Annotated in this window: 25 protein-coding genes; 7 read left to right on the top strand and 18 right to left on the bottom strand. The window is 76.5% G+C overall.

Annotation, left to right across the window (positions count from 1 at the left end; all coding sequences use genetic code 11):
• Both PGN05_RS03925 and PGN05_RS03920 read left to right on the top strand, forming a co-directional pair.
• Positions 1-777, top strand: a complete 777-nt coding sequence (locus tag PGN05_RS03925; RefSeq protein ID WP_419751215.1) for an SDR family NAD(P)-dependent oxidoreductase — start codon at positions 1-3, stop codon at positions 775-777.
• Positions 774-1,775 carry an ABC transporter substrate-binding protein gene (locus tag PGN05_RS03920; RefSeq protein WP_419751214.1) on the top strand — a complete coding sequence of 334 codons (1,002 nt, stop codon included), beginning with the start codon at positions 774-776 and terminating at the stop codon, positions 1,773-1,775. The genes PGN05_RS03925 and PGN05_RS03920 overlap by 4 nt, the downstream gene beginning before the upstream one ends.
• A 15-nt stretch (positions 1,776-1,790) precedes the next feature.
• Here PGN05_RS03920 and PGN05_RS03915 read toward each other — a convergent pair whose 3' ends face one another.
• The gene (locus PGN05_RS03915) at positions 1,791-2,576 is read right to left on the bottom strand and encodes an IclR family transcriptional regulator (protein WP_419751213.1); all 786 of its coding nucleotides are present in this window, start codon (positions 2,574-2,576) and stop codon (positions 1,791-1,793) included.
• A gap of 126 nt (positions 2,577-2,702) precedes the next feature.
• On the bottom strand, positions 2,703-3,437 hold the full coding sequence (locus tag PGN05_RS03910; protein ID WP_419751212.1) for an SDR family oxidoreductase: 735 nt from the start codon (positions 3,435-3,437) through the stop codon (positions 2,703-2,705).
• A gap of 102 nt (positions 3,438-3,539) precedes the next feature.
• Here PGN05_RS03910 and PGN05_RS03905 point away from each other — a divergent pair, with 102 nt between their 5' ends.
• On the top strand, positions 3,540-5,102 hold the full coding sequence (locus tag PGN05_RS03905) for a helix-turn-helix domain-containing protein (protein WP_419751211.1): 1,563 nt from the start codon (positions 3,540-3,542) through the stop codon (positions 5,100-5,102).
• 45 nt (positions 5,103-5,147) lie between these two features.
• Here PGN05_RS03905 and PGN05_RS03900 read toward each other — a convergent pair whose 3' ends face one another.
• From PGN05_RS03900 to PGN05_RS03890, 3 genes are all read right to left on the bottom strand, one after another.
• A complete protein-coding gene (locus PGN05_RS03900; RefSeq protein WP_419751210.1) occupies positions 5,148-5,906 on the bottom strand; it encodes an SDR family NAD(P)-dependent oxidoreductase in 759 nt (252 codons plus the stop codon).
• Between the two features lie 80 nt (positions 5,907-5,986).
• Entirely contained in the window at positions 5,987-6,712 is a 726-nt protein-coding gene (locus PGN05_RS03895) for a DUF5995 family protein (RefSeq protein WP_419751209.1), read from the bottom strand.
• A gap of 32 nt (positions 6,713-6,744) precedes the next feature.
• Entirely contained in the window at positions 6,745-8,640 is a 1,896-nt protein-coding gene (locus PGN05_RS03890) for a PucR family transcriptional regulator (RefSeq protein WP_419751208.1), read from the bottom strand.
• 322 nt (positions 8,641-8,962) lie between these two features.
• On the opposite strand from PGN05_RS03890, the gene PGN05_RS03885 reads away from it, so the two are divergent.
• Complete coding sequence (locus PGN05_RS03885) at positions 8,963-9,973, top strand: DUF2877 domain-containing protein (RefSeq protein ID WP_419751207.1); 1,011 nt, start codon at positions 8,963-8,965, stop codon at positions 9,971-9,973.
• Positions 9,974-10,020: 47 nt separating this feature from the next.
• Here the strand turns inward: PGN05_RS03885 and hisG are convergent, their stop codons facing one another.
• From hisG to PGN05_RS03845, 8 genes are all read right to left on the bottom strand, one after another.
• Positions 10,021-10,887 (bottom strand): ATP phosphoribosyltransferase, encoded by an 867-nt coding sequence (gene hisG / locus PGN05_RS03880; protein WP_419751206.1) that lies wholly within the window; start codon positions 10,885-10,887, stop codon positions 10,021-10,023.
• A gap of 90 nt (positions 10,888-10,977) precedes the next feature.
• Entirely contained in the window at positions 10,978-11,241 is a 264-nt protein-coding gene (locus PGN05_RS03875; protein ID WP_419751205.1) for a phosphoribosyl-ATP diphosphatase, read from the bottom strand.
• Positions 11,238-11,762 carry a 6,7-dimethyl-8-ribityllumazine synthase gene (gene ribH, locus PGN05_RS03870; protein WP_419751204.1) on the bottom strand — a complete coding sequence of 175 codons (525 nt, stop codon included), beginning with the start codon at positions 11,760-11,762 and terminating at the stop codon, positions 11,238-11,240. Before ribH ends, PGN05_RS03875 begins: the two co-directional genes overlap by 4 nt.
• Before the next feature lie 31 nt (positions 11,763-11,793).
• The gene (locus tag PGN05_RS03865; protein ID WP_419751203.1) at positions 11,794-13,104 is read right to left on the bottom strand and encodes a bifunctional 3,4-dihydroxy-2-butanone-4-phosphate synthase/GTP cyclohydrolase II; all 1,311 of its coding nucleotides are present in this window, start codon (positions 13,102-13,104) and stop codon (positions 11,794-11,796) included.
• Between the two features lie 73 nt (positions 13,105-13,177).
• Positions 13,178-13,786, bottom strand: coding sequence for a riboflavin synthase (locus tag PGN05_RS03860; protein ID WP_419751202.1), 609 nt, complete (start codon positions 13,784-13,786; stop codon positions 13,178-13,180).
• 2 nt (positions 13,787-13,788) lie between these two features.
• A complete protein-coding gene (gene ribD, locus PGN05_RS03855) occupies positions 13,789-14,862 on the bottom strand; it encodes a bifunctional diaminohydroxyphosphoribosylaminopyrimidine deaminase/5-amino-6-(5-phosphoribosylamino)uracil reductase RibD (protein ID WP_419751201.1) in 1,074 nt (357 codons plus the stop codon).
• A complete protein-coding gene (gene rpe / locus PGN05_RS03850; RefSeq protein WP_419751200.1) occupies positions 14,859-15,530 on the bottom strand; it encodes a ribulose-phosphate 3-epimerase in 672 nt (223 codons plus the stop codon). The genes ribD and rpe overlap by 4 nt, the downstream gene beginning before the upstream one ends.
• 11 nt (positions 15,531-15,541) lie before the next feature.
• Positions 15,542-16,261, bottom strand: a complete 720-nt coding sequence (locus PGN05_RS03845) for a DUF1775 domain-containing protein (protein WP_419751199.1) — start codon at positions 16,259-16,261, stop codon at positions 15,542-15,544.
• A 242-nt stretch (positions 16,262-16,503) separates the two neighbouring features.
• On the opposite strand from PGN05_RS03845, the gene PGN05_RS03840 reads away from it, so the two are divergent.
• The 3 genes from PGN05_RS03840 to PGN05_RS03830 are packed head-to-tail and all read left to right on the top strand — an operon-like array spanning position 16,504 to position 18,703.
• Positions 16,504-17,859, top strand: coding sequence for a sensor histidine kinase (locus PGN05_RS03840; protein WP_419751198.1), 1,356 nt, complete (start codon positions 16,504-16,506; stop codon positions 17,857-17,859).
• On the top strand, positions 17,856-18,509 hold the full coding sequence (locus tag PGN05_RS03835; RefSeq protein ID WP_419751197.1) for a response regulator: 654 nt from the start codon (positions 17,856-17,858) through the stop codon (positions 18,507-18,509). Before PGN05_RS03840 ends, PGN05_RS03835 begins: the two co-directional genes overlap by 4 nt.
• Positions 18,506-18,703 (top strand): hypothetical protein, encoded by a 198-nt coding sequence (locus tag PGN05_RS03830; protein ID WP_419751196.1) that lies wholly within the window; start codon positions 18,506-18,508, stop codon positions 18,701-18,703. The genes PGN05_RS03835 and PGN05_RS03830 overlap by 4 nt, the downstream gene beginning before the upstream one ends.
• 12 nt (positions 18,704-18,715) lie before the next feature.
• Here PGN05_RS03830 and PGN05_RS03825 read toward each other — a convergent pair whose 3' ends face one another.
• The 5 genes from PGN05_RS03825 to PGN05_RS03805 all read right to left on the bottom strand — a co-directional run bounded on the left by PGN05_RS03825 (position 18,716) and on the right by PGN05_RS03805 (position 23,959).
• Positions 18,716-20,110 carry an RsmB/NOP family class I SAM-dependent RNA methyltransferase gene (locus PGN05_RS03825; RefSeq protein WP_419751195.1) on the bottom strand — a complete coding sequence of 465 codons (1,395 nt, stop codon included), beginning with the start codon at positions 20,108-20,110 and terminating at the stop codon, positions 18,716-18,718.
• Complete coding sequence (gene fmt / locus PGN05_RS03820; RefSeq protein WP_419751194.1) at positions 20,107-21,081, bottom strand: methionyl-tRNA formyltransferase; 975 nt, start codon at positions 21,079-21,081, stop codon at positions 20,107-20,109. The genes PGN05_RS03825 and fmt overlap by 4 nt, the downstream gene beginning before the upstream one ends.
• The gene (def, locus tag PGN05_RS03815) at positions 21,030-21,563 is read right to left on the bottom strand and encodes a peptide deformylase (protein WP_419751193.1); all 534 of its coding nucleotides are present in this window, start codon (positions 21,561-21,563) and stop codon (positions 21,030-21,032) included. The genes fmt and def overlap by 52 nt, the downstream gene beginning before the upstream one ends.
• Positions 21,564-21,642: 79 nt before the next feature.
• Positions 21,643-21,870, bottom strand: coding sequence for a hypothetical protein (locus PGN05_RS03810; protein ID WP_419751192.1), 228 nt, complete (start codon positions 21,868-21,870; stop codon positions 21,643-21,645).
• Positions 21,871-21,967: 97 nt separating this feature from the next.
• Positions 21,968-23,959, bottom strand: coding sequence for a primosomal protein N' (locus tag PGN05_RS03805; RefSeq protein WP_419751191.1), 1,992 nt, complete (start codon positions 23,957-23,959; stop codon positions 21,968-21,970).
• Positions 23,960-24,006 lie beyond the last annotated feature (47 nt).

The following is a 24,006-nucleotide window of genomic DNA, read 5'->3' as shown; positions in this document are numbered from 1 at the left end:
ATGCTCGACCTCGGCGCCCGATCGACCCTCGACGGAGCGGTCGGCATCGTCACCGGAGCCGGTCAGGGGATCGGTCGCACGTTCGCCACCGCCCTCGCCCGCGCGGGAGCCCGCGTCGTCGTCGCCGACCTCGACGCGGCGCGCGCCGAGCAGACCGCGGACGAGCTCCGGGCCGACGGCCACGGCGCGTGCGCGGTGCAGGTCGACGTCGCCGACGAGGACAGCGTGGCCGCCATGGTGGCCACCACGATGACCCGCTACGGCCGGGTCGACGTGCTGCTGAACAACGCGGCGGTGTTCTCGACCCTCACCATGAAGCCGTTCGACGAGATCAGCGCGTCGGAGTGGCGGCGGGTGCTCGACGTCAACCTCACCGGGGTCTTCCTCTGCTGCCGCGCCGTCGCCGGCCCCATGCGGGAGCAGCGCGGCGGTTCGATCATCAACATGTCCTCGGCCAGCGTGCTGGGCGGTCGGCCGAACTACCTGCACTACGTCACGTCGAAGGCCGGGATCGTCGGCTTGACGCGGGCGATGGCGCGCGAGCTGGGCGGCCGGGACATCCGGGTGAACGCCCTCATGCCCGGCTCCGTGGACACCGGGATACCGCGGGACTCCGCCCGGCCCGGCGCCGTCGACGAGATCGTCGCCAACCAGGCGCTGCGGCGACGTCTCGAGCCCGCGGACATCGCCGGCATGGCGGTCTTCCTCGCCTCCGACGCCGCACGGGCCATCACCGGGCAGACGATCGTCATCGACGGAGGGATGAACTTCCTGTGAACCGCGCGAGCTCCCCCATCGAGCTGACCCTGGCGATCAACGACTCCGACCAGGTCCGTGACCTGAGCAGCGGCCGGGTCCCGGTCGAGGGCATCGAGCTGCGGACGCTGCACCACGCGGTCGAGGAGATCTTCTTCCGCTTCACCAAGTTCCGGGAGTGGGACGTCTCGGAGATGTCCCTCGGGAAGTACTGCTCGCTCCGGTCGCGGGGGGACGACTCCCTCGTCGGCCTGCCCGTCTTCCCCTCCCGGTCGTTCCGCCACTCGGGGATCTTCGTCCGGGCCGACGGGCCGGTGGACCGGCCGGGTGAGCTGGCCGGCGCGCGCATCGGGTTCCCCGAGTGGACCGTCACCGCCACCGTCTACCAGCGGGCCCTGCTCCAGCACGAGTTCGGCGTCGACCTCGCGTCGGTGGACTGGGTGCAGGGCGGCATCAACGAGCCCGGGCGCATCGAGACGCTCCCGGTGGGCCTGCCCCCCGGCGTCACCGTCCGGGCCGAGCGGGAGAGGTCGCTGGACCAGCTGCTCCTCGACGGCGAACTGGACGCGGTCCTCGTGCCGCACCCGCCGGCCGCGTACGAGGACCGGTCGGGCCGCGTCGTGCAGCTCTTCTCGGACACGGTCGCGACGGAGTCCGAGTACTACCGGCGGACCGGGATCTTCCCGATCATGCACCTGGTCGTGCTGCGCGCGGACGTATACGAGGAGCACCCGTGGTGCGCGCCCAACCTCGTCACGGCCTTCACCGCGGCCAAGGACCGCAGCGTCGCCCGGATGCTCGACGCCACGGCCCCGCACACCCCGCTCCCGTGGGGGCCGGACCGCGCCCGTGCGGCGACCGACCTCTTCGGCCCGGACCTGTGGCCGTACGGCATCGACGCCAACCGCCGGACACTGGAGGCCTTCCTGCAGTACGCCCACGAGCAGCACCTGTGCCCGGAGCTGCTCGCGGTCGAGGACCTCTTCCCCGCATCGGTCCACGAGACGCACCGGATCTGACGCGTCGCCGGACCCTCACATCGGCAGCGCCGCGCTGATCTGCCGGGCGCCGTCGGCCAGCGCCACCGCGATCGCCGGCGCCTGCTCGACCGACAGCCGCGAGGGCGGGGCGGACACGGCCAGGGCCGCGCTCGCCCGGCCCTGGCCGTCCAGCACCGGGACGGCGACCGACGCGACCTCCTCCTCGGTCTCGCCGATGCTGATCGCGAAGCCCCGGTCCCGGACGACGGCCAGGTGCTCCTGCAGCTCGGCGCGGCTGGTCACCGTCCGGGCGGTCAGGGGGGCCAGGTCCGCGTCCGGCAGCAGCTCCAGGAGCCGGGCGGGCTCCAGCCCGGCGAGCAGCACCCGCCCGGCCGCCGTGCTGTGCGCGGGCCGGGACAGGCCGGTCCGGATCCCGACACGGAGGCTCTTCGTGGTCTCGATCGACTCCACGAAGAAGATCTCCGCGCCCCGCAGGACGCTGATGTGGACGGTCTCACCCAGCTCCTCGACCAGCTTGGCCATCACCGGGCGGGCGGCGGTCCGCAGGTCCAGGCCACGGACCACGGAGACCGCCAACCGCACCAGCGCCGGGCCGGCGACGTAGGCCCGGGTCTCCGGCTCCTGGTCGACGAAGCCGTGGTTCCGGAGCCCCTGCAGCAGCCGGTGCGCCGTGGACCGGGCGACCCCGAGCTGCCGGCTGACCTCGGCGACCCGGAGCGACCGCTGGTCCTGGAACATCTGCAGGAGTCGGACGGCGTTGTCGACGGACCCCACGGGGTGCAGCGGAGCGGCCTCGCTCTGCTGGTCGGCGTCATTCACGGTGCGGGCTCGATTCGGTGCCGGGGTCGGGCAGCTGGCGTCGGACGGCGTCCGCCGTCGTGCAGCGTGGCAGATCCGCGCCGGCCGTCGGCCCCCACCTGCGGAACGCCGTCGGGCCGGGCCCGCTCAGCCGCCCAGGTGCTGGGCGTAGGTCCGGTGCCCGCGCGCGCCGGCGGAGGGCAGCGCGGCGCCGTCCCGGACGGCCGACGACAGCCGGCCGGGCACCGGGGTGGCCACCACCCGGGCGCCGGGCTCGCGGGCCGCCGCCCACGCCCGGGCCAGCTCCGCGGCGGTCAGCTCCTCGGGCCCGCCGTACTCGACGACGTCGCCCGTCGGCGCCCCGGCGGCGACCGATGCGGTGTAGGCGGCCGCCTCGCCCACGTCGACCGGCTGGACCCGCCAGCCCATGGGCACCGGCAGCACCGGCCCCCGCCGGGCGGTGGCCAGCAGCTCGTCGACGAAGTCGTGGAACTGGGTGATCCGCAGCAGCGTGACCGGCAGCCCGGAGGCCAGGAGCACCTGCTCGGCGGCGTACTTGGCGTGGTAGTAGCCGTAGGGGACGCGGTCGACGCCGACGATCGACACGTACACCAGGTGCCGCAGCCGGTCGCGGTCGACGGCCTGCACCAGCCGCCGCGTGCCCGCGACGTCGGACTGCCAGTAGTCGCCGCGGGCGTCACTGGCCGCGTGGACGACGACCTCCGCACCCGACAGCGCGGTCGACAGGTCCCGGCCGGTGGCGAGGTCGGCCCGGACCCCGCCGGGCCCCGTGCCGCGCCGCGACATCTGCCGCACCCGGGAACCGCCGCCCCCCAGCTGCTCGACCAACCGCCGGCCCAGCCGCCCGGTCCCTCCTGTCACGAGAACGTCCATGCCCGCAGTCTGGCCGGACCGGTCCGTCCTGGACACGCACCGGCGCGCCGCGGGCCGTGTCATCTCACAGGAGAGATACGGTCCGTCACTGTGACGCTGACCGACCCGACCCTGTCCGACGCCACGTCCGGCGACACGGCCATGCGCCGCATCGGCCTGCTCGTCCGGGACGCCCGGCGGCACCGCGGGCTGACCCAGCAGCAGCTCGCCGAGCGTCTGGGCACCAGCCAGAGCGCCATCGCCCGCATCGAGCAGGGCGGCCAGAACCTCACGCTGGAGCTGCTCGGGCGGCTGTCCGAGGCCCTCGAGCGCGAGCTGTTCACCCTCGGGCCCTCCGGCCCCACCCACCTGCGGGTCACCGGCGGCACGCCGTTGCGCGGCAGCGTCGCGGTGAAGTCGTCGAAGAACGCCGCCGTCGCCCTGCTGTGCGCGGCGCTGCTCAACCGCGGCCGGACGACGCTGCGCAACGTCGCCCGGATCGTCGAGGTGGAGCGGATCCTCGACGTGCTGCGCTCCATCGGCGTCGCGGCGACCTGGGACGCCACCGGCCGGGACCTCACCCTCGTCGTCCCCGACGAGCTGGACCTCGCCGGGATCGACGCCGACGCCGCCCGCCGGACCCGCAGCATCATCATGTTCCTCGGCCCGCTGCTGCACCGCGCCGGCAGCTTCGACCTGCCCTACGCCGGCGGCTGCGACCTCGGCACCCGCACCGTCGAGCCGCACATGATCGCGCTGCGCCCGTTCGGGCTCGAGGTGGAGGCGCGAGCCGGCGAGTACCACGCCACCGTCGCGCCGCCGACCACCGCCGACCGGACCATCGTGCTGACCGAGCGCGGCGACACCGTGACCGAGAACGCGCTGCTGGCCGCCGCCCGCGCCGACGGGACGACGACCATCCGCAACGCCAGCTCCAACTACATGGTCCAGGACCTCTGCCTGTACCTGCAGCTGCTCGGCGTCGGCATCGAGGGCCTGGGATCGACCACGCTGACCGTCCACGGGCGGCCGGAGCTCGACGCCGACGTCGACTACACCATCAGCGAGGACCCGGTCGAGGCGATGAGCCTGCTGACCGCCGGGATCGTCACCGGCTCGGAGCTCACCGTCCGCCGGGCGCCGATCGAGTTCCTCGAGATCGAGCTGGCCGTCCTCGCCGAGATGGGGCTGCGCTACACGCTGTCCCCGGAGTACCGCGCCGACAACGGGCACACCCGGCTGTCGGACATCACGCTGTCCCCGTCGGAGCTCAAGGCCCCCATCGACAAGATCCACCCGATGCCGTTCCCCGGGCTCAACATCGACAACCTGCCGTTCTTCGCCGTCATCGCCGCGGCCGCGAACGGGTCGACGCTGATCCACGACTGGGTCTACGACAACCGGGCGATCCACCTGTCCGACCTGACCCGCCTGGGCGCCGACGTCCGGCTGCTGGACCCGCACCGGGTGCTGGTCAGCGGCCCGACCCGCTGGTCGAGCGCCGAGGTGGTCTGCCCGCCGGCGCTGCGGCCGGCCGTCTGCATCCTGCTGGCCATGCTCGCGGCCAAGGGGACGTCGGTGCTGCGCAACGTCGACATCATCGCCCGCGGGTACGAGCAGCTCTACGAGCGGCTGATCGAGATGGGCGCCCGGATCGAGGTCTTCCGCGACTGAAGCGGAGTGCCACGGGCGAGGATTCCTCGCCCGTGGCACTTCGCTTCAGCGTTCCTGATCCGTCGGGCGGACCAGGACCTCGTTGACGGCGACGTGCGGCGGCTGGGTGACGACGTAGAGGACGGCGCGGGCGACGTCCTCGGCCTGCAGCGTGCGCATCCCCGCGGCCATCTGCCGGGAGGCCTCGCGCGCCTCGGGCTGGGTGATGTGGCTGGACAGCTCGGTGGCCACCGCGCCCGGCTCGACCAGCGACACCCGCACGCCCCGGGCGGTCACCTCCTGGCGCAGCGACTCGCTGAAGGCGTTCACCGCCCACTTGCTCGCGTTGTAGACGCCGGCTCCCTTGCGTGCGGTCCGGCCGGCGACGCTGGAGACGTTCACGATGTCGCCGGACCCCTGCGCCAGCATGCCGTCGATCGCGGCGGAGGTCGTGTACATGAGGCCCAGGACGTTGGTGGCCATCATCCGCCGCCAGTCCTCGGGATCGGCCCCGACGATCGTGCCGAGCAGCATCACCCCGGCGTTGTTGACCAGGACGTCGAGGCCGCCGAGCTCCTCCCGGGTGCGCCGGACAGCCGCCCGGCAGGACGCCTCCTCGGTCACGTCGAGGTCCAGCGCCAGCACCCGCGCACCGCCGTCGGCCATCCGCGCCGACAGCGCGTCCAGCCGGTCGCGCCGGCGGGCGCCGATCGCCACCGCGGCACCGGCCTCCGCCAGCGCGACGGCGGTCGCCTCGCCGATGCCCGACGACGCGCCGGTGACCAGCGCGACCTTCCCGGTGAGCGGACCGGTGGCCTGGGTCATGAGCACCCCTCCTCGACGGGCCGCCGGGGTGCGGCCCGCCCCCAGCCTCGCCGATGGCTCCCGGACCGGCGCGGCGGGGCTCAGGCCAGCCGGACGCCGAAGCCGCGGACGGCCAGCCGCAGCAGGACCGGCCCGGGGCGCAGCAGGTCGGCCACCCGGTCGGCGGCGGCCGCCTCGAGCTGGGCGACCCGCTCGGCGTAGACGCCCGGACCGCGCCGGCGGGCGGCGTCCAGGCGCCCGGCGTTGGCCCACACCTTCCGCCGGGACTCCCGCAGGAGCACCTGGCTGGCGGTGCGGTTGGCCGGGGACAGCAGGCGGTCCAGGCGGGTGCGCCGGCCGCCGGCCCGGTGCAGCTCGGCGTCCTCGGCCGCGATCCGGGAGGCGAGCACCCGGTCGATGCGCTCGTGGTCGCGCCGCCGCAGGTCGCGCACCCGCGGGTCGTCGAAGTCGGCCGGCGGGATGACCCGGACCAGCGACTGCGGCAGGTCGAAGTTGATGTGCGCGTTCATGCCGAGGAGCACGTGCGCCTCCGGCGGCAGGTCGCGGCGGGCGCCGAAGGCCATACGCCACGGGCGCGGCGGGGCGGCCGGGTCCCGGCGGTGCGCGGTGAGCGCGTCGAGGTAGAGCTCGGCGAAGTCGACGTCCCACTCGACCACCCAGGTGCGGTCCTCGAACTCCCCGCCGTCGATGGCCGCCCCGACGGCGACCGTCGTCCGCAGGTAGGTGCCGAGGAAGAACCGCGCCGGGTCCCGGTCGGCCTCCAGCGACGACAGCAGTTCGGCCATCCGGGCCACCAGCGCGTCCACGCCTCTCCCCACGGGCGCGACCCTCTCGCGGTTCAGATGAGGGCGTCGAGCCCCTCGTCCGGGGGCATCGACAGCGCGGCGTCCACCGGCGGGCGGTGCGGCTGGTCCAGACCCCGCATCCGCGCCGCGTGCAACGCCAGCAGCAGGTTCAACCGCAGCGTCGGGTCGGTGGTGAAGGGCCCCAGCAGCCGCTCCAGCTTGCCGATCCGGTAGCGCATCGTGTTGTAGTGGAAGTGCAGCCGGCGCGCGGACTCCGCGACGTTGAGGTTGGTCTCCAGCAGCACCCGCAGCGTCTCGCGCAGGTCGGCCGAGTCGGGGTCGGCGGCGTCGGCGAGCGACCCGAGCACCTCGTCGACGTAGTTGCGCAGCTCGGTGCTGTCGGGGATGAGCGACAGCAGCCGGAACACCCCGAGCTGGTCGAAGTGCGTGACCGCCTGCGTGCCGTGGATCTCCTGCCCGACGGCGAGCGCGCGCTGCGCCTGCTGGTGGGCCTCCCCCAGCGCCGACAGCGAACCCGCCGGGCGGCCGATCCCGGTGCCCAGCACCCGGCCGACGCGGCGCACCCGGGCGTTCACGCGGGAGGTCACCGCCGACACCAGCGAGCTCAGCTCCTCCGGCGTCCGGCCGTCGAGCGGCAGCACGGTGACGATCTCGGTGGACAGGCCGGCCACCGCCGCCCCGGAGACCTCGGTCTCCAGCGCCGCGCGCCAGCCGTCGGCCAGCCGGTCGAGGACGTCGAGGGCGCGCGTGGGGTCGGCCTGCGGGTCGGCCGCGGTCTCGGTGGCGGTCACGAGGACGGCGACCGGGCCGTCCAGCCGCCAGCCGAACGACCGGGTCTGGGCCAGCGCCCGCTCGGTGTGCCGCAGCGCCCCGGCCACCAGCCGCCGGACCAGGTCGCCCTGGAACCGCAGCTCCACCGAGTGCACGGCCTGCTGGCGGATGACCGAGAGCGCGGAGACGACCGCCGCCCGCTCCAGCACGCCACCGGCACCGACCATCATCGGGCCGGTCCGGTGGACGGCGACCAGCCAGCCGTGCCGCTGGTCGCCGGCCATGATCGGGGCCACGGCGTACTCCCCCATCCCACCCGGCAGCTCGTGGTGCCCCGGGACGAGCAGGATGCCGTCGGCGGGGGTGAGGTCGGCGCCGGCCAGCACGTCGGCGGGGGTGACGACGGTCTGGTCCGCGCGCAGGCCCGACAGCCGCCGCGAGGGGGCCATGGTGGCCAGCTCGTCCTCGGCCTCGGCGTCCAGCAGCCACAGCCAGTCGCTGATCTCGGCGACGTCCTCGGGCGGGCCGGCCGTGGTGACGATCTCGCGGTCGGGCCCCAGCCCCAGGACGGCGGCGCCGTCCAGCGCGTGCGTCAGCTGCTCGGTCACCTCGGCCATCCCCCCGCCACCGAGCGCGACGTCGATGAACTGGTCGTGCATGCGGTACGAGAGCGCCAGCGCCTCGCCCTGCTTGCCGACGACCGCGCCCAGCACCTCGGACACGACCTCGTCCATCCGGGCGGAGGCCGGCAGCGCGAGCACCGGGAAGCCCCGGCGGTCGGCCTCGGCCAGGACGTCGTCGGGCACCGGGGACGGGCCCTCGGTGCGGCGGAAGGCCAGCCCGGCGGTGCCCATGGAGTCCAGCCGCTCCACCAGCGCGCGACAGTTGGCCGCGTCGGCCGCGGGCAGCCGCGCGCCGAGGACGACGAGCACGTCCTGCCCGGCCACGGCCAGCGGCTCGGCGGGGTCGTCGACCACCATGTGGCGCAGCACCCGGCGCAGCCCCTCGCCGCCGGCCGCCACCTCGGTGCCGGCCAGCCCGGGCAGCTGCAGGGCCTCGTCGAGGGTCAGCCCCATCCGGTCCTGCCACGAGGTCCGCTCGCCGCGGTCCCCGGCCACCGGGATCTCGGTGGCCGCCCAGTTGCGACGGATCGACATGGCACCATCACCCTGCGTAGGCCTTGTGAGTGAAGTGTCACTCTGGGTCACGACACCCACCTTCCCCGTCGACGATGCACACGGCACTACCACGGCACCCTGTCAGGAGTGCCTGGACCAACGTCCCCATTCTTGGCGACTTCCGCCATACAGGGGCATGCGACGCGCCGCTTAGGTTCGAGACCCGGACCACTCCGCCCGCTGGGATGGTAGGCGGTCACCGCGCCTGGTGCCGCTCGTCCCTCCGGCCCGGAGCAACGGGCCCGGGCGGGGGGCCTCGAGCCGACGGTGCCTCTCGATGCATCCAGGTGAAGAGGCCACCATGCGCACCATCGACGAGACCGCCGGCCCCGGCGGGACCCGCCCCGGAGCCCCGACGTCCCCCCGCAGCCAGGCCGCACGCGCCGGCGTGCCGACCATCCCCCTCCCGCGGGAGCAGGCCCAGGCCACCGCGCGCACCGCTCCCCCCTCCCGCGCCGCCACCGCGGTGCCCGCCTCGGCCAGCACCGGGGTCGCCGAGCTGCTGCGGGGCCCGGTCCGGCAGGCGCGCGTGCTCATGAGCGTGCCGGCCGCCGTCTACCTGCACGTGCCCAACGAGCGCGGCGGCGACGTCGTGGGCGTCCTGACCAGCGACGCCGCCCGCCTGCCGCTGGCCTGCGTGCTCTTCCGGCCCAGCAACGGCCGCCCGCTGGTGGCCCTGCCCAGCGACGCCCCGGCCGAGGTCGGCGGCGGGCGCATCGTCGTCGGCGACCTGGCCGTCAGCGCCGCCGCCTGGTGGGACCCGCGTCCCCGGCTGCCCAGCCCGCAGCCGGCGCTGCTGCCCGAGGGCGTGCGCCAGCTGCGCAACTCCCTCTACGGCGAGGGCGTGCCGCACAGCGCCTTCACCCTGCCCGGCCTGCCCGCCGGTCCCGGCGGCCCGCTGGCGGCGCTGCGCGGCGCCGTCCGCCGCGCCGACCTCGACGCCGCCCTGCGCACCGCCGTCCGGTTGATCGGCCTGGGCCCCGGCCTCACGCCGGCCGGGGACGACGTCATGGCCGGGACCATGGCCGGCCTGGTGCTGCTGGGCCACCCGGCCGCCGAGCGGTTCTCGGCCGGCGTCTACGCGCTGGCCGCGGGCCGGACGACCGAGCTGTCGCGGGCGCTGCTGCGCCACGCCGCCGCCGGGCGGGTCAGCGGCGAGTACGCGGCGGTGCTGCACGGGCTGGTCGGCGAGCGGCCGCTCGGCCCGGCGATCGCCGGCCTGCTGGCCACCGGCTCCACCAGCGGCCGGGCGATGGCCCTCGGGCTGTGCACCGCCATCGACCTCGTCGACCGGACGACCCGCGTCCGCTGAGAGAGGGACCCCGCCGCCCCACCGCTCGGGGGCGCCGGGGTCCTCCTTCAGATCCGGCAGGCGTGGATGCTGGTGACGAGGATGGCCCGGGCGCCGAGCTCCCACAGCTCGTCCATCACCCGGTTGGTGTCGGACTGGGCGACCATCGCCCGCACCGCCGACCAGCCCTCGGTCTGCAGCGGGCTGACGGTCGGGCCCTCGAGACCCGGGGTGAGCGCGGTGGCCTTCTCCAGCAGCTCGTTCGGGCAGTCGTAGTCGAGCATCACGTACTGGCGGGCCACCAGGACACCGCGCAGCCGGCGGCGCAGCTGGGCCACCGCCGGGATCTCCTCGGCCCCGGCCCGCCGCACGAGGATCGCCTCGCTGGCCAGCACCGGCTCACCGATGGTGTGCAGGCCGGCGGCGCGCAGCGTCGTCCCCGTCTCCACCACGTCGCAGACGGCGTCGGCGACGCCGAGCCGGCAGGCGGTCTCCACCGCCCCGTCCAGCTTGACGACCGAGGCCGCGATGCCCTTCTCCGCCAGGTACCGCCGGAGCAGCACGGGGTAGGCGGTGGCGATCCGCTTGCCGGCCAGCTGCTCGACGCCCTCGATGCCGGACTCGACCGGGCAGGCGAAGCGGAACGAGGAGCGGCCGAAGCCCAGGGACATGACCTCGGCCGCGGCGGGGCCCTCCCCGTCGGCCGGCGCCGTCTCCAGCAGCATGTCGCGGCCGGTGATGCCGACGTCGAGGGTGCCGGCGGCGACGTACACGGCGATGTCGCGCGGCCGCAGGTAGAAGAACTCGGTGTCGCTGTCGGGGTCGTAGACGGCGAGGTCCTTGGTGCTGCGGCGCTGCCGGTAGCCGCTCTCGGCCAGCATCTCGGCCGCCGGCTCGCTCAGGACGCCCTTGTTGGGCACGGCGATGCGCAGCACGGGAGAACTCCTCACAGGTCGAACGGAGCGGCCCCGCTGCAGGGGCCCGCGGCGAGCTCGCGAGCCGTGGGGGGCAGCGGGGTCCTTTCTTCAGAGGTGAGCGTAGACGTCGTCCAGGCTCAGCCCCCGGGCCAGCATGAGCACCTGCACCCGGTAGAGCAGCTGGCTGATCTCCTCCGCCGTCCGCTGCTCGTCCTCGTGCTCGGCGGCCATCCAGGACTCCGCCGCCTCCTCGACGACCTTCTTGCCCGCGGCGTGCACGCCGTCGCGGACCGCCGTCACCGTGCCCGACGCGGGGTCGCCGGCGGCGACCTTCGCCGACAGCTCGGCGAACAACGAGTCGAAGGTCTTCACGCGCGGCTCCCGTCGGCCGGTCGGATGCTGAAGCCGGTCGGCCGCGACGGGCCGCGCAGCGTGCGGAGGGTCAGGGCGGTGGACAGGGCGGCGACCGCCGCCTCCCAGCCCTTGTCCTCGGCGGAGCCGGGCAGGCCGGCCCGGTCCCGCGCCTGCTCCTCCGTGTCACAGGTCAGGACGCCGTTGCCGACCGGTGTCCCGGCGTCGAGCGCCACCCGGGTGAGCCCGGCGGTGACCGCGTCGCAGACGTACTCGAAGTGCGGGGTGCCGCCGCGGATCACCACACCGAGCGCGACGACCGCGTCGTGCCGCTCGGCCAGCGCCTGGGCGACGACCGGCAGCTCCACCGCGCCCGGCGCCCGGACGACGGTCGGCTCGGCGACGCCGCTGGCCCGCGCCGCCGCCACCGCCCGCTCGAGCAGGGACCCGGTGATCTCCGCGTGCCAGGTGGTCGCGACGATGCCGAGGGTCAGCCCGGATGCGTCGACCGCGCCGACCTCCGGCGCGCCCCTGCCGCTCACGCGATCGCCCCGCCGGCGCGCGCCGGCCTGCTCACAGGTCCTGCTCGTTCTGGTGCAGGGGCACGTCGGTCCCGGGGACGGTGGGGGTGTCGGCAGGACCGGACTCGGTCTCCGGCTCGATGATGTCGAGCAGGTGCCCCATCCGGTCCCGCTTGGTCCGGAGGTAGGCCAGGTTCTCGGCGGTCACGTGACTGGGCAACGGTACCCGGCCGGTGATCTTCAGGCCGTACCCCTCCAGCCCGGCCCGCTTCGCCGGGTTGTTGGTGAGCAGCCGCATGGTGTGCACGCCGAGGTCGACCAGGATCTGCGCGCCGGTGCCGTAGTCGCGGGCGTCGGCGGGCAGGCCGAGGTCGAGGTTGGCGTCGACGGTGTCCACGCCGGCGTCCTGCAGCTGGTAGGCCTGCAGCTTGTGCAGCAGGCCGATCCCCCGGCCCTCGTGCCCGCGGATGTAGAGGACGACGCCGCGGCCCTCCTGCGCCACCGCGGCCAGCGCGGCCTGCAGCTGGGGGCCGCAGTCGCAGCGCAGCGACCCGAAGACGTCGCCGGTGAGGCACTCGGAGTGCACGCGCACGAGGACGTCCTCGCCGCCGGAGATGTCGCCGTAGACGAAGGCGACGTGCTCGCGCTCGTCGTAGGAGCTGCGGTACCCGACGGCGGTGAAGGTGCCCGGCGCCAGCGGCACGGTGGCCTCGGCGACCCGCTCGACCAGCTTGTCGAACCGCTTGCGGTAGGCGATCAGGTCGGCGATGGAGACCAGGCACAGGTCGTGGTCGTCGGCGAAGACCCGCAGCTCGTCGCCACGGGCCATGCCGGTGGGGTCCTTCTCGCTGACCAGCTCGCACAGGGTGCCCGACGGGCGCAGCCCGGCCAGCACGGCCAGGTCCACGGCGGCCTCGGTGTGGCCGGGCCGGCGCAGCACGCCGCCGTCGCGGGCCCGCAGCGGCACGATGTGGCCGGGGCGGGCGAGGTCCGCGGAGCTGGTGGCGGGGTCGGCGAGCAGCCGGATGGTCTGCGCCCGGTCGGACGCCGAGATGCCCGTGGTCACGCCCTCCCGGGCGTCCACGGTGACGGTGTAGGCGGTGCCGCGGCGGTCCTGGTTGACCCGGAACATCGGCGGCAGGTCCAGCCGGTCGGCGTCGTGCTCGGTGACCGACACGCAGATGTAGCCGGACGTGTAGCGGACCATGAACGCCACCAGCTCCGGCGTGGCCAGCTCCGAGGCGAAGATCAGGTCGCCCTCGTTCTCGCGGTCCTCGTCGTCGATGACGACGACGGGGCGGCCGTCCTTGATGGCGGCGATCGCGTCCTCGATCGTGTCGAGTCGCGTGGTGGACGTCGTCACGAGTCCTCCTCGCTGGCGCTCGTCAGCCTCGTGCCGAGGCGTGCTGTGCTCGTGCGTGAGCTCGCGAGCTCGCTCACGAGCGTGCTCCCAACAGGCGTTCCACGTACTTCGCGACCACGTCGACCTCCAGGTTGACCGGGCTGCCCGGGGGAACCGCGCCGAGCGTGGTCTCGCGCAGGGTGGTGGGGATGAGGCTGACCTCGAACCACGGCTCGGGGTCGTCGACCGCGCTGACCGCGCTGACCGTCAGCGAGACGCCGTCCACCGCGACCGAGCCCTTCTCGACCACGTACCGGGACAGCTCGGGCGGCAGGGCGACGCGCACGACCTCCCAGTGCTCGCTGGGCGTACGGCGGACGACGGTGCCGACGCCGTCCACGTGGCCCTGCACGAGGTGGCCGCCGAGCCGGGTGTGCGGGGTGACCGCGCGCTCCAGGTTCACCGGGTCGCCGGCGGTGAGGACCCCGAGGCTGCTGCGGCGCAGCGTCTCGGCCATGACGTCGGTGCTCCAGGCGTCGCCGTCGGCACCGGTGACGGTGAGGCAGACCCCGTTGACGGCGATGGAGTCACCCAGGGCGACGCCCTCGAGCGCCTTGCGCGCGCGGATGGACAGCCGCGCGGCGTCCCCCTGGTCCTCCCGGACGAGCAGGGTGCCGATCTCCTCGACGATCCCGGTGAACACGATCAACTCCCTACCGCGCGTCCGTCCGCGGACCCGCCCACACGTCCAGTGTGCCGGGTCGGTCGTAGCCGGAGCTCCACGTCCCCGCCCAGGCGGGTGACGTCCACGACCGTCAGGCTCAGCGCGTCGCCGATGGTGGTGATTCCCAGGTCGCCCACCAGGGATGCCCCGGCGCCCAGGAGTCTCGGTGCCAGGTGCACGACGGCCTCGTCGACCAGGCCGTCCCGGAGGAACGCCGCGGCGAGGGTCGGGCCGCCCTCGAGCAGTACCCGCCGCACGTCGCGGGCGAACAGCTCCGCCAGCAGGTCGCGCGGGGTGGCCGCGGTGCTCACCAGGGTCGGCGCGGCGTCGTCCCGGACGCGGGCGGTGCCCGGCAGCCGGCCCCGGCGGTCCAGCACCACCCGCAGCGGCTGCCGGCCGGCGTTCCGTCCCGCGGCGTCGCGGACGGTGAGCTGCGGGTCGTCGGCCAGCGCGGTGCCCGACCCGACGACGACGGCGTCGCAGGTGGCGCGCAGCCGGTGGACGGCGGCCCGGGCCTCGGGCCCGGTGACCCAGCGGCTGCTGCCGTCGGCGGCCGCGACCCGCCCGTCGAGGGTGCCGGCGGCCTTCCAGACCACCTGCGGCCTCTGCTCGCGCACGCCGGTCAGCCACGCGGCGAGCGCACCGTCCTCGGCCTGGGCCTGCTCCACCCCGAGGACGACGTCGACGCCGGCCGCGCGCAGCCGCTCCGCCCCACCGCCGGCCAGCGAGGTGGGCTCAGGGACGGCGATGACGACCCGCGCGACGCCGGCGGCCAGGAGGGCGTCGGCGCACGGGCCGGTGCGGCCGGTGTGCGCGCACGGCTCCAGGGTGACGACGGCGGTGCCGCCGCGGGCGCGGTCGCCGGCCCGGGCCAGCGCACGGATCTCGGCGTGCGGACCGCCGGGCGGCGCGGTCGCGCCCTCCCCCACCGGCGTGCCGTCGGCGGCCAGGACGACGGCACCGACGGCCGGGTTGGGGCTGGTCGTGCCGAGCACGCCGGCGGCGAGCTCGCGGGCCCGCGCCATGGCGGCGAGTTCGACGGGGGTGGCGCTCACCCCGTCACGGCCGACGCGGCCTGCGCGCGCAGTGCCGCGATCGCGCGCGCCGGGTCGTCGGCGCCGTAGACCGCCGAGCCCGCGACGAAGACGTCGGCCCCGGCCTCGGCGGCCTGCTCGATGGTGTCGGCGTTGATGCCGCCGTCGACCTCGACCAGCAGCCGCAGGTGGCCGGTGTCGGTCAGCTCGCGGGCCCGGCGGACCTTGGGCAGCACCTCGGCCATGAACTCCTGCCCGCCGAAGCCGGGCTCGACGGTCATGACCAGCAGGGTGTCGAAGTCGCGGAGGACGTCGAGGTACCCCTCCAGCGGCGTCCCGGGCTTGAGGGCCAGCCCGGCCAGCGCCCCGGCCGCCCGCAGGTCCCGGGCCACCGCGCGGGGGTCGGTGCAGGCCTCGGCGTGCACCGTGACGTTGCGGGCACCGGCCTCGGCGTAGCCCGGCGCCCACCGCTCGGGGGCCTCGATCATCAGGTGGCAGTCCAGCGGCACCGGGCTGACCGCCTGGATCGCCTGCACGACCGGCAGGCCGAGCGTGAGGTTGGGGACGAAGTGCGCGTCCATGACGTCGACGTGCAGCCAGTCGGCGTCGGCCACCCGCTGCACCTCGTCGGCCAGCCGGGCGAAGTCCGCCGACAGCAGGCTGGGCGCGATCATCGGGGTCCGGGGCACGGGTGCCGAGTCTAGGCGGGCGGCCCTCCCTGCCCGGCACGGGAGCGGGAGCGGAACCAGAGGCCGGCACCGAGGGCGGCCACCGCGAGGACGACGGCGCCGGCGATCCAGCCGCTGCTCACGCCGTTCTCGCCCGGCTCCGCCGCGGGGGTGGTGGCCGGCGCCGCCTGGGTCGGCGCCGCGGCCGGCGTCTCCGGAGCCGTCGTCGGGGCGGGCGGGGCGGCGCTCGCCGGGGCGGGGGCGCCCGGCGCCACGGTGAGGACCGGGGCCGGCTGCTCGGGCTCGGGCGCGCCGGGGGCCGCCTGCTCGATCCACGCGTCCTCGGTGCCGTCGGCGTAGCGCTGGATGGTCGGGAACGCCAGCTCGGTCACCTCGAACGGCAACTGGGCGACGGTGATCGCGTACTCGGCGTCGGCTCCCGGGGCCAGGGGCGGGCCGCCGACCTCGTACCCGTCGGCCGTGGGCGTGAGCGCCCAGCCGGCCGGCCCCGAGGCCAGCGTCACCGAGGCCGGCGGGATGCCCGGGGGCAGCTGGGTGCGGAACCCGGCGATGCCGGCCGCCGCCTCCGACGCCGCCGAGAACGTCACGGTCACCGGGCCGGTGCCGGCGGTGGCCCCGGGGGCGCTGACCCCGACGTGCGCGGCCGCGGTGCCGGTGCCGGCGAGGACGAGGGCGGCGGCCAGGACGCCGGTGGCCAGGAACCGGCGCACGGCCGAACTGCGAGTGCTCACGCAGCGGTAGTCGCTCGGGACGCCCGGGTGGTTCCCGGGGCGCACCACCCGATCGGGGGACGGCGCCGGGGTCCAGCGCGCACCGGGACCCCGGGAGGGCGGAGGACCCGGGCCCGTCGTCGGTCGTGGCCGCCCCCTTCCTCACCGGCACCCGGGGACCTTCGTCACGACCTGTCCGTCCCGGGCCCGGATCGCGTCGCGGAGGCTCCGCGGGCGGGGTCCGCGCCGTTAACCTGCCCGTTGTGAGCCAGCTCACGGCCGGTGCCCAACGCCGGCAGCCCACGGTGACCACCTCGGTGGTCCGCTTCACCGTCGCCGGGGTGCTGGTGACCCTCGCGCTCGCGGCCGTGCTGGGTGTGCTGGCCCGCTCCGCCGGGCTGGAGCAGGGTGTCCGGTCCGCCGAGCGGGTGGCGCGAGTCGTGGCGCACGGCGTCGTCGTCCCGCTGCTGGACCGTGCCCTCGTGGCCGGCGACGAGGCGGCCCGCGCCCAGCTGCGCACCGACGTCGCGGCGGTCGCCGCCTCCGGCCCGGTGACCGGGCTGACCGTCTTCGACGACACGGGGCTGGTGCGGTGGTCCGACGACCGCACCATCGTCGGGCAGACCTTCCCGCTGCCCGCCGAGGCGCGGCAGGCCCTCGAATCGGGGTCCGCCGTCTCCGCCGTCGACACGCGGGAACCGGACGGGGCGACGGTGCTCGAGGTCTACGTCGGCGTGCGCGACGCCGTGGGCACGCGACTGCTGGTCGAGGTGCACCAGGACCACGCCGCCGTCGTGGGGGCCGCGACGTCGGCCTGGTGGACGTTCGCCCCGCCGTCGCTGGCCGCCCTGCTGCTGCTGCAGCTGGTGCAGGTGCCCTTCGCGTGGCGGCTGGCCCGCCAGGTGCGCCGGCACCAGGAGGCGGAGGCCGCCGCGCTGCAGCTGGCCGTGGACGCCTCGGAGGCCGAGCGGCGGCGGATCGCCGGGGAGGTGCACGACGGGGTGGTCCAGGAACTCACCGGGGTGACGTTCGACCTCGACGCCGCCCGCCGGAGCCCGCCCGCCGAGCCGGAGGCCACGGCGCTGATCACCCGGACCGCCGACCGGCTGCGGCAGAGCCTGTCCGAACTGCGCACGCTCCTCGTCGACCTCAACCCGCCCCGGCTGCCCGAGGCGGGGCTCGGCCCGGCGCTCGCGATCCTCGCCGAGGGGCTGCGCCGCTCCGGGGCGCGCGTCGACCTCGACGTCGAGCAGGCCGACGAGCTGCCCCGCCCGGTCGCCTCCCTGCTCTACCGCTGCGCCCTGGAGGCGCTGCGCAACGTCTCGGCGCACAGCGGTGCCGGGCACGTCGAGATCGCCGTCAGGTACGTCGACCGGTACGCGACGCTGGTGGTCGACGACGACGGCCGGGGCTTCGACGAGGCGCTGCTGGCCGTCCGCGGCGTGCGCGGGCACGTGGGGCTGCGCGCGCTGGGCGACCGGCTGGCCGCCGTGGGCGGCACGCTGACCGCGGCCAGCGCCCCGGGCGACGGCACGCGCCTCGTGGTGCAGGTGCCGCTGGACCTGCCCCGCTCGCGCCGGCCGGACGTGCGCGCCGCCGAGGGAGGGCGTGCCCGGTGATCCGCGTGCTGGTGGTCGACGACCACGCCGTCGTCCGGACCGGACTGGTCCACCTGCTGGAGACGACCGACGACCTGGAGTGCGTCGGCGGCGCCCCCGACGGGGAGCGTGCCCTGGAGCTGGTCGCCGAGTGCAACCCGGACGTCGTGCTGCTCGACCTCTCGATGCCGGGCACCAGCGGTGTGGCGGTCATCCAGGCGCTGCGCGCGACCCCGGAGCCGCCGGCGATCCTCGTCCTGACCTCCTTCAGCGACGCCGGACTGGTGCTCGACGCGGTCTCGGCCGGCGCTGACGGCTACCTCCTCAAGCAGAGCGAGGCCGAGGAGATCCTCGACGGGGTGCGCACGGTCGCCTCCGGAGGCGCCCCCGTCGACCCGGCCGTCGCCCGCTCGCTGCTGCGGGACCTGCGGGACCGCCGGCCCACCCCGGCGTCGGTGCTGACCGAGCGCGAGGTCGACGTCCTCGAACTGCTGCACCTGGGCTACCCGAACAAGACGATCGCCCGCCGGCTCGGGATCAGCGAGCGGACGGTCAAGGTGCACCTCACGCACATCTTCCAGCGGCTCGGGGTCGCCGACCGCACCGCGGCCGCCATGTGGGCCGAGCGTCACACCCCCTGGTCCGAGGACAGGAAGGAGGTGCCCTCGTGAGCAGGCAGCACGACGGCAGCGGCACGGCGGACCCCCGGCACCGGCCCGTGGTGCTGGAGGTGGGCGCACCCCGGCCGCGGCCGCGTCCCCGCCGGGCGCCGACCGTGCTGGGCGCCGTCACGGTCGCCGGCACCCTGGCCCTCAGCTGCGCCGCGGGCGCGGCAGCGGGCCTGGAGATCGTCGGCCTCGGCTGACCGGCCCGCGGCTCAGCGGGTGCGGCGCAGCAGGGCCATGAACATCGCGTCGGTGCCGTGCCGGTGCGGCCACAGCTGCCCGTACGCGCCCCGGGCCACGCCGGGCACGTCGGGGAACAGCGGCGCGACGGGCAGCACCTCGACGTCGTCCCGGGCGGCGGCCGCGTCGGCGACGGCCACGGTCTCCCCGACGTGCGGGGAGCAGGTCACGTAGGCCACCACGCCGCCGGGGCGCACCGAGGCGAGGGCACCGTCCAGCAGCGCCGCCTGCAGGTCGGCCAGCTGGGGGACGTCGTCCGGCGTCCGGCGCCACCGCACCTCGGGGCGGCGGCGCAGCGCGCCGAGGCCGGTGCAGGGCGCGTCGAGCAGCACCCGGTCGAAGGACCCGGGCGCCCAGGGCGGCTGCCGGCCGTCGGCCACGAGGACCGCCACGTCCTCCTCCCCCGCCAGGGCTCGGCGGACCAGCTCGGCGCGGTGCGGCGCCCGGTCGGCGGCGGTCAGCCGGACGCCGTCCGGCCGCACCGCCGCGAGCAGCCCGGCCTTGCCGCCGGGACCGGCGCAGACGTCCAGCCAGTTCTCGTCGCGCCCCTCCAGCGGAGCCCGGGCCAGCAGCAGGGCGGCCAGCTGGCTGCCCTCGTCCTGCACCGCCGCGGCGCCGGAGGCGACCGACGGGACCCGCCCGGGGTCACCGCCGCCCAGGCGCACGGCGTAGGGCGACCACGGCCCCGGCTGCCCGCCGGACTCGGCCGCCAGCTGCTCGCGGGCCACGCGGCGGGCGACCAGGTGCACCTCGGGCGCGGCGTCGTCGGCCAGCAGCGCCGGCTCCAGCTCCGCGTCCGCGCCCAGGGCCTCCTGCCACGCGCGGACGATCCACGGCGGGTGGTCGGTGGCCAGGGCCAGCCGCCGCTCCGGATCGCCGCCGAGCGTGTCCAGCCAGGCGGCGCGGTCGCCCCCTGCGGCGACCTTGCGCAGCACGGCGTTGACCAGGCCGGAGGCGCCCGCCCCGACGATCGCCCGGGTGAGGTCCACGGTGGTGTCCACCGCGGCGTGGGCCGGCACCCGCAGGTCGAGCTGCTGGTAGGCGCCCAGCCGCAGGAGGTCCAGCACCCGCGGGTCCAGGTCGGCCAGGGGCCGGTCGACCAGCCGGGCCAGCACCGCGTCGAGCGTCCCCTGCGCGCGCAGGGTGCCGTAGGCCAGCTGGGTGGTGAACGCCGCGTCACGCTCCTCGAGCCGCCGCTCGCGCAGCAGCTGGGGCAGCAGCAGGTTGGCGTAGGCCTCGCGGGAGGAGACGGCGTCCAGCACGTCGTAGGCGGTGAGCCGGGCGCCGTCGAGCTGCGGGCGCGGCGGGCGGTGCCCGTCGCGGCGTCCCGGGCGGGGCCGGCCGGGCCGGCGTGGCGGGCGCGTCATCCGACCCGCTCCCCGGGAGCGGGCCGGGCGCCGCGGGCCCAGTCGGCGGCCGGCAGCATCCGCTTGCCCGCCGGCTGCACCTCACCGAGGCGGACCGCGCCGCGCCCGGTGCCGACCAGCACGCCGGTCGAGCCGACCGACAGCTCCCCCGGCTCGAGCCCGAGGGAGGTGGGCAGCGGCTCCACCGGGCCGAGCCGGAGGCGGTCGCCGCGCCAGGTGGTCCACGCACCGGGCGCCGGGGTCACCCCGCGGACCCGCCGGTCGACGACGTGCGCGGGCAGCGACCACTCGACGCAGGCGTCGGCCGGGTCGATCCGCGGAGCCAGGCTGACCCCGTCGCCCGGCTGCGGCACGGGCGCCAGCGTGCCGGCCTCGATCCCGTCGAGGGTGGCCAGCAGCAGCCGGGCACCGCTCTCCGCCAGCCGGGCCAGCAGGTCCCCGGCGGTGTCCCGGGGCGCGATCGGCTCGGTGACCACGCCGTAGACCGGCCCGGTGTCCAGGCCGGCCTCGAGCCGGAAGGTCGAGGCGCCGGTGACCTCGTCGCCGGCCATGACCGCGTGCTGCACGGGTGCGGCGCCGCGCCAGGCGGGCAGCAGGGAGAAGTGCAGGTTCACCCACCCGTGCCGGGGCAGGTCCAGCGCGGCCTGCGGCACGAGCGCGCCGTAGGCCACCACCGGTGCGCAGTCGACGCCGAGCCCGGCCAGCTCCGCGAGGAACTCCGGCTCGCGCGGGAAGCGGGGCTGCAGCACGGGCACGCCGGCGGCGTCGGCCCGCTCGGCGACCGGTGCGCGGCTCACCTTCCGGCCGCGGCCGGATCGTGCGTCGGGGCGGGTGAGGACGGCGACGACCTCGTGCCCGGAGCCGAGCAGCAGGTCCAGCGAGGGGACGGCCGCCTCCGGCGTCCCGGCGAAGAGCAGCCTCAGTGGGGGCTCACCTCCACGCGCGGGGCCCAGGCCGCCATACCGGACCACTCCGCCTCGGCGATCGCCGACAGCGCGGCCGTCCGGGCGCCGGGGTCCAGCCGGTCGACGAACAGCACGCCGTCGAGGTGGTCCACCTCGTGCTGCACCGCGCGGGCCAGCAGGTGCGAGCCCTCGACCCGGACCGGCTCCCCGTGCAGGTCGACACCCGTCGCCGCCACGTGGAGGTGCCGGCGGCAGTCGTAGGCGAACCCCGGGATGGACAGGCAGCCCTCGGGGCCCTCCTGGATCTCCTCCCCCACCGGGGTCACGACGGGGTTGACCAGGTGGCCGACCTCGCCGTCCACGTGCCAGGTGAAGACCCGCAGCCCGACGCCGAGCTGCGGAGCGGCCAGCCCGGCTCCGCTCGCGGCCAGCATGGTGTCGGTCAGGTCGGCGACCAGCTGCCGCAGTTCGGCGTCGAAGTCGACGACCGGGGCGGCGGGGGTGCGCAGCACCGGGTCGCCGTAGAGCCGGATGGGGGTGACGCTCACCGGTCGATCGTAGAAGGAGCCCTCTCCCCCGTCGCTCGCGACGGACCCGGCCGAGGGGCCGGCCCCGCCGGCCGCCGGCTCAGGGCCCGGCGGTCACCTGCACCACGGCCGGGGCCAGCCCCTGGGGTTCGCCGCCGCTGGGCCCGTCGTCGGGGCCGCACCGGCTGATCGACACGGTGATGGTCAGGACGGCGATCAGGACCACGAGGCCGACCCCGACGCGGACCAGCCAGCGCTTGAGGTCGGAGGGCTGGGGTCCCGGGTCGCCGGTCCCCGGTTCGCCGGGTTGGGGGTTGCTCGCGGTCACGGGTGCTCCCGGGGCTCGGACGGACGGCGAGGTGCCCACGGGCTGGAGCGCTCCCCGACCCCGCTACCCCCGCTGCCGCCGCGCGACACCCCGCCGCTCACACGAGGTCGAGCGGGTCCAGCTGCACCCGGACGTGCTCGGGCGCCTTCTTCGCGCTGCGCACCCCCTGCACCTCGGCCAGCGCGTGCGCCAGCGCCGCCCCCTCCCCGCGGGGCACCCGGACCAGGTACCGCTCCCGCTCGCCGTCCTGACCCGGGCGCGCGGGCTCGGGCACGGGACCCAGCAGGTCGGCGTCGGCCGGCAGCCGCGCCGCCTCCAGGAACTCGGCGAGCGCCGGTGCCGAGCCCGACAGCGCGGCCATGCGGGTGGCCGGCGGGAAGCCGAGCTCCCGCCGGTCGGCGAGCTCCCGGGCGGCCAGCCAGCCGGGGTCCCAGCGCACCAGCGCCTGGACGACGGCGTGTGCGGCGTCCGCGGCGACGACGACCTGCCCGCCCGCCGACGCGGGCCGCACCAGGGCGGCCGCGTTCATCCACCGGCGCAGGGTCTCCTCCCCGGCCCGCAGGTCCGCCCGGCCGAGCAGCGCCCAGGAGTCCAGCAGCAGCGCGGCCCCGTAGCCGCCCTCGGCGACCGGCTCGGCGCCGGGCGTGGCGACCACCAGCGCCGGACCGGGCGGCACCGACGCCAGCACGCCCGATCCGCGCCCGGACACCCGCACCGCCGCGCCGGGGAAGGCCCGCCCCAGCTCCTCGGCGGTGCGGGTGGCGCCGACGACGGAGGCCCGCAGCTTCGTGCCGTGGCAGTGCGGGCAGTCGAAGGTGGCCGCCGGGCGGGCGCACCAGCGGCAGGCCGGCACCCGCGAGCCACCCGGTCCCGGCGTCGGCGCGATCCCCAGCGGCCCCGAGCAGACCGGGCACCGGGCCGGCGCCCGGCACCGGTCGCAGGCCAGGCCCGGCGCGTAGCCGGCCCGGGGCACCTGCACGAGCACCGCCGCCCCGTCGGCCAGCGTCTGGCGGGCGACGCGGTGGGCGAGGCTGGGCAGCCGGGCGGTGCGGGCGGCCGGGTCGCGCGCCAGCTCCGCGTCGGCACCCAGGGCCTGCACCCGCGGCGCGGCGGCGCGCAGGGTGGCGCGGTCGGCGACCAGCTCGTGCGCCCACCCGCTGTCGACCAGGAGGTGGGCCTCGGCGCTGCGCGCGGTCGCCGCGACGACGGCGGCGCAGGAGGCCAGGTGCGCGCGGTGCACCAGCACGTCGCGGGCGTGGGCGTAGGGGGCGCGCGGCTCGGCGTGCAGGTCGTCGCCGTCGTCCCAGACCGCGACCAGGGCGAGGTCGGCGACCGGCGCGTACGCCGCGGCCCGGGTGCCGAGGACGACCTTGGCGCTGCCGCGGACGGCGTCGAGGAAGCGCCGGTAGCGGGCGTCGGGGGCGGCGTCGGCGCGCAGGACGACGAAGGAGCCCTTCGGCAGCCGGGCCTCGGCGGCGGCGGCCAGCCGGTCCAGGTCGCGCCCGTCGGGGGCCACCACGAGGGCGCCGCGACCGCCGGAGAGCGCGGCCTGGCACAGCTCGACCAGCCGGGCCGGCCAGTCCTCGCCGGGCAGCGCCGTCCAGACCGCCCGGGCCGGCCGGCCCTCGGCGACCGCCGTCAGCAGGGCCGGGCCGGTCCGGTAGCGGGCGAAGCCGGCGGGGTCGGGCGGCGGTGGGGGCGGCGGCGCCTCGGCCGGGGGGCGCTTCTCCGCGGCGGCCCGTCGTGGCGGGATCGCCAGCCGCAGGACGTCGGGGACGGTGCCGCCCCAGCGGTCGGCGACCGAACGGGCCAGCGCGGCGACCTCGGGGGTGAGCACCGGCTCCGCCGAGACCAGCTTGGCCAGCGGCGCCAGCCGGCCGCCGTGCTCGGTGGTCTCCCCCAGCTCCAGCACGAAGCCGTCGACCAGCTGCCCGGCGAAGCGGACCCGGACCCGGCAGCCCGGGCGCACGCCGTCGGCCAGCTCGTCGGGGACGGCGTAGTCGAAGGTCCGGTCCAGGTGCGCCAGGGGCACGTCGACGACGACCCGGGCCACCCGCGGCCGGGGCTCGGGACCTGCGGAGCTGGACACCGCGAGCACGCTACCCACGGGCGACGACAGCGCCGTCACGCTCCCGG

Source organism: Geodermatophilus sp. CPCC 206100 (assembly GCF_048569675.1).
In the GTDB taxonomy this organism is placed as follows: domain Bacteria; phylum Actinomycetota; class Actinomycetes; order Mycobacteriales; family Geodermatophilaceae; genus Geodermatophilus.
The sequence above is the reverse complement of the archived record's forward strand: the minus strand, read 5'-3'. Positions and strand labels throughout refer to the sequence as shown.

Coding starts and splice junctions, on each gene's coding strand:
- PGN05_RS03825 (WP_419751195.1), bottom strand. CDS start 20,110: ATGACGCGCCCGCCACGCCGGCCCGGCCGGCCCCGCCCGGGACGCCGC.
- PGN05_RS03925 (WP_419751215.1), top strand. CDS start 1: ATGCTCGACCTCGGCGCCCGATCGACCCTCGACGGAGCGGTCGGCATC.
- PGN05_RS03900 (WP_419751210.1), bottom strand. CDS start 5,906: ATGACCCAGGCCACCGGTCCGCTCACCGGGAAGGTCGCGCTGGTCACC.
- PGN05_RS03885 (WP_419751207.1), top strand. CDS start 8,963: ATGCGCACCATCGACGAGACCGCCGGCCCCGGCGGGACCCGCCCCGGA.
- PGN05_RS03890 (WP_419751208.1), bottom strand. CDS start 8,640: ATGTCGATCCGTCGCAACTGGGCGGCCACCGAGATCCCGGTGGCCGGG.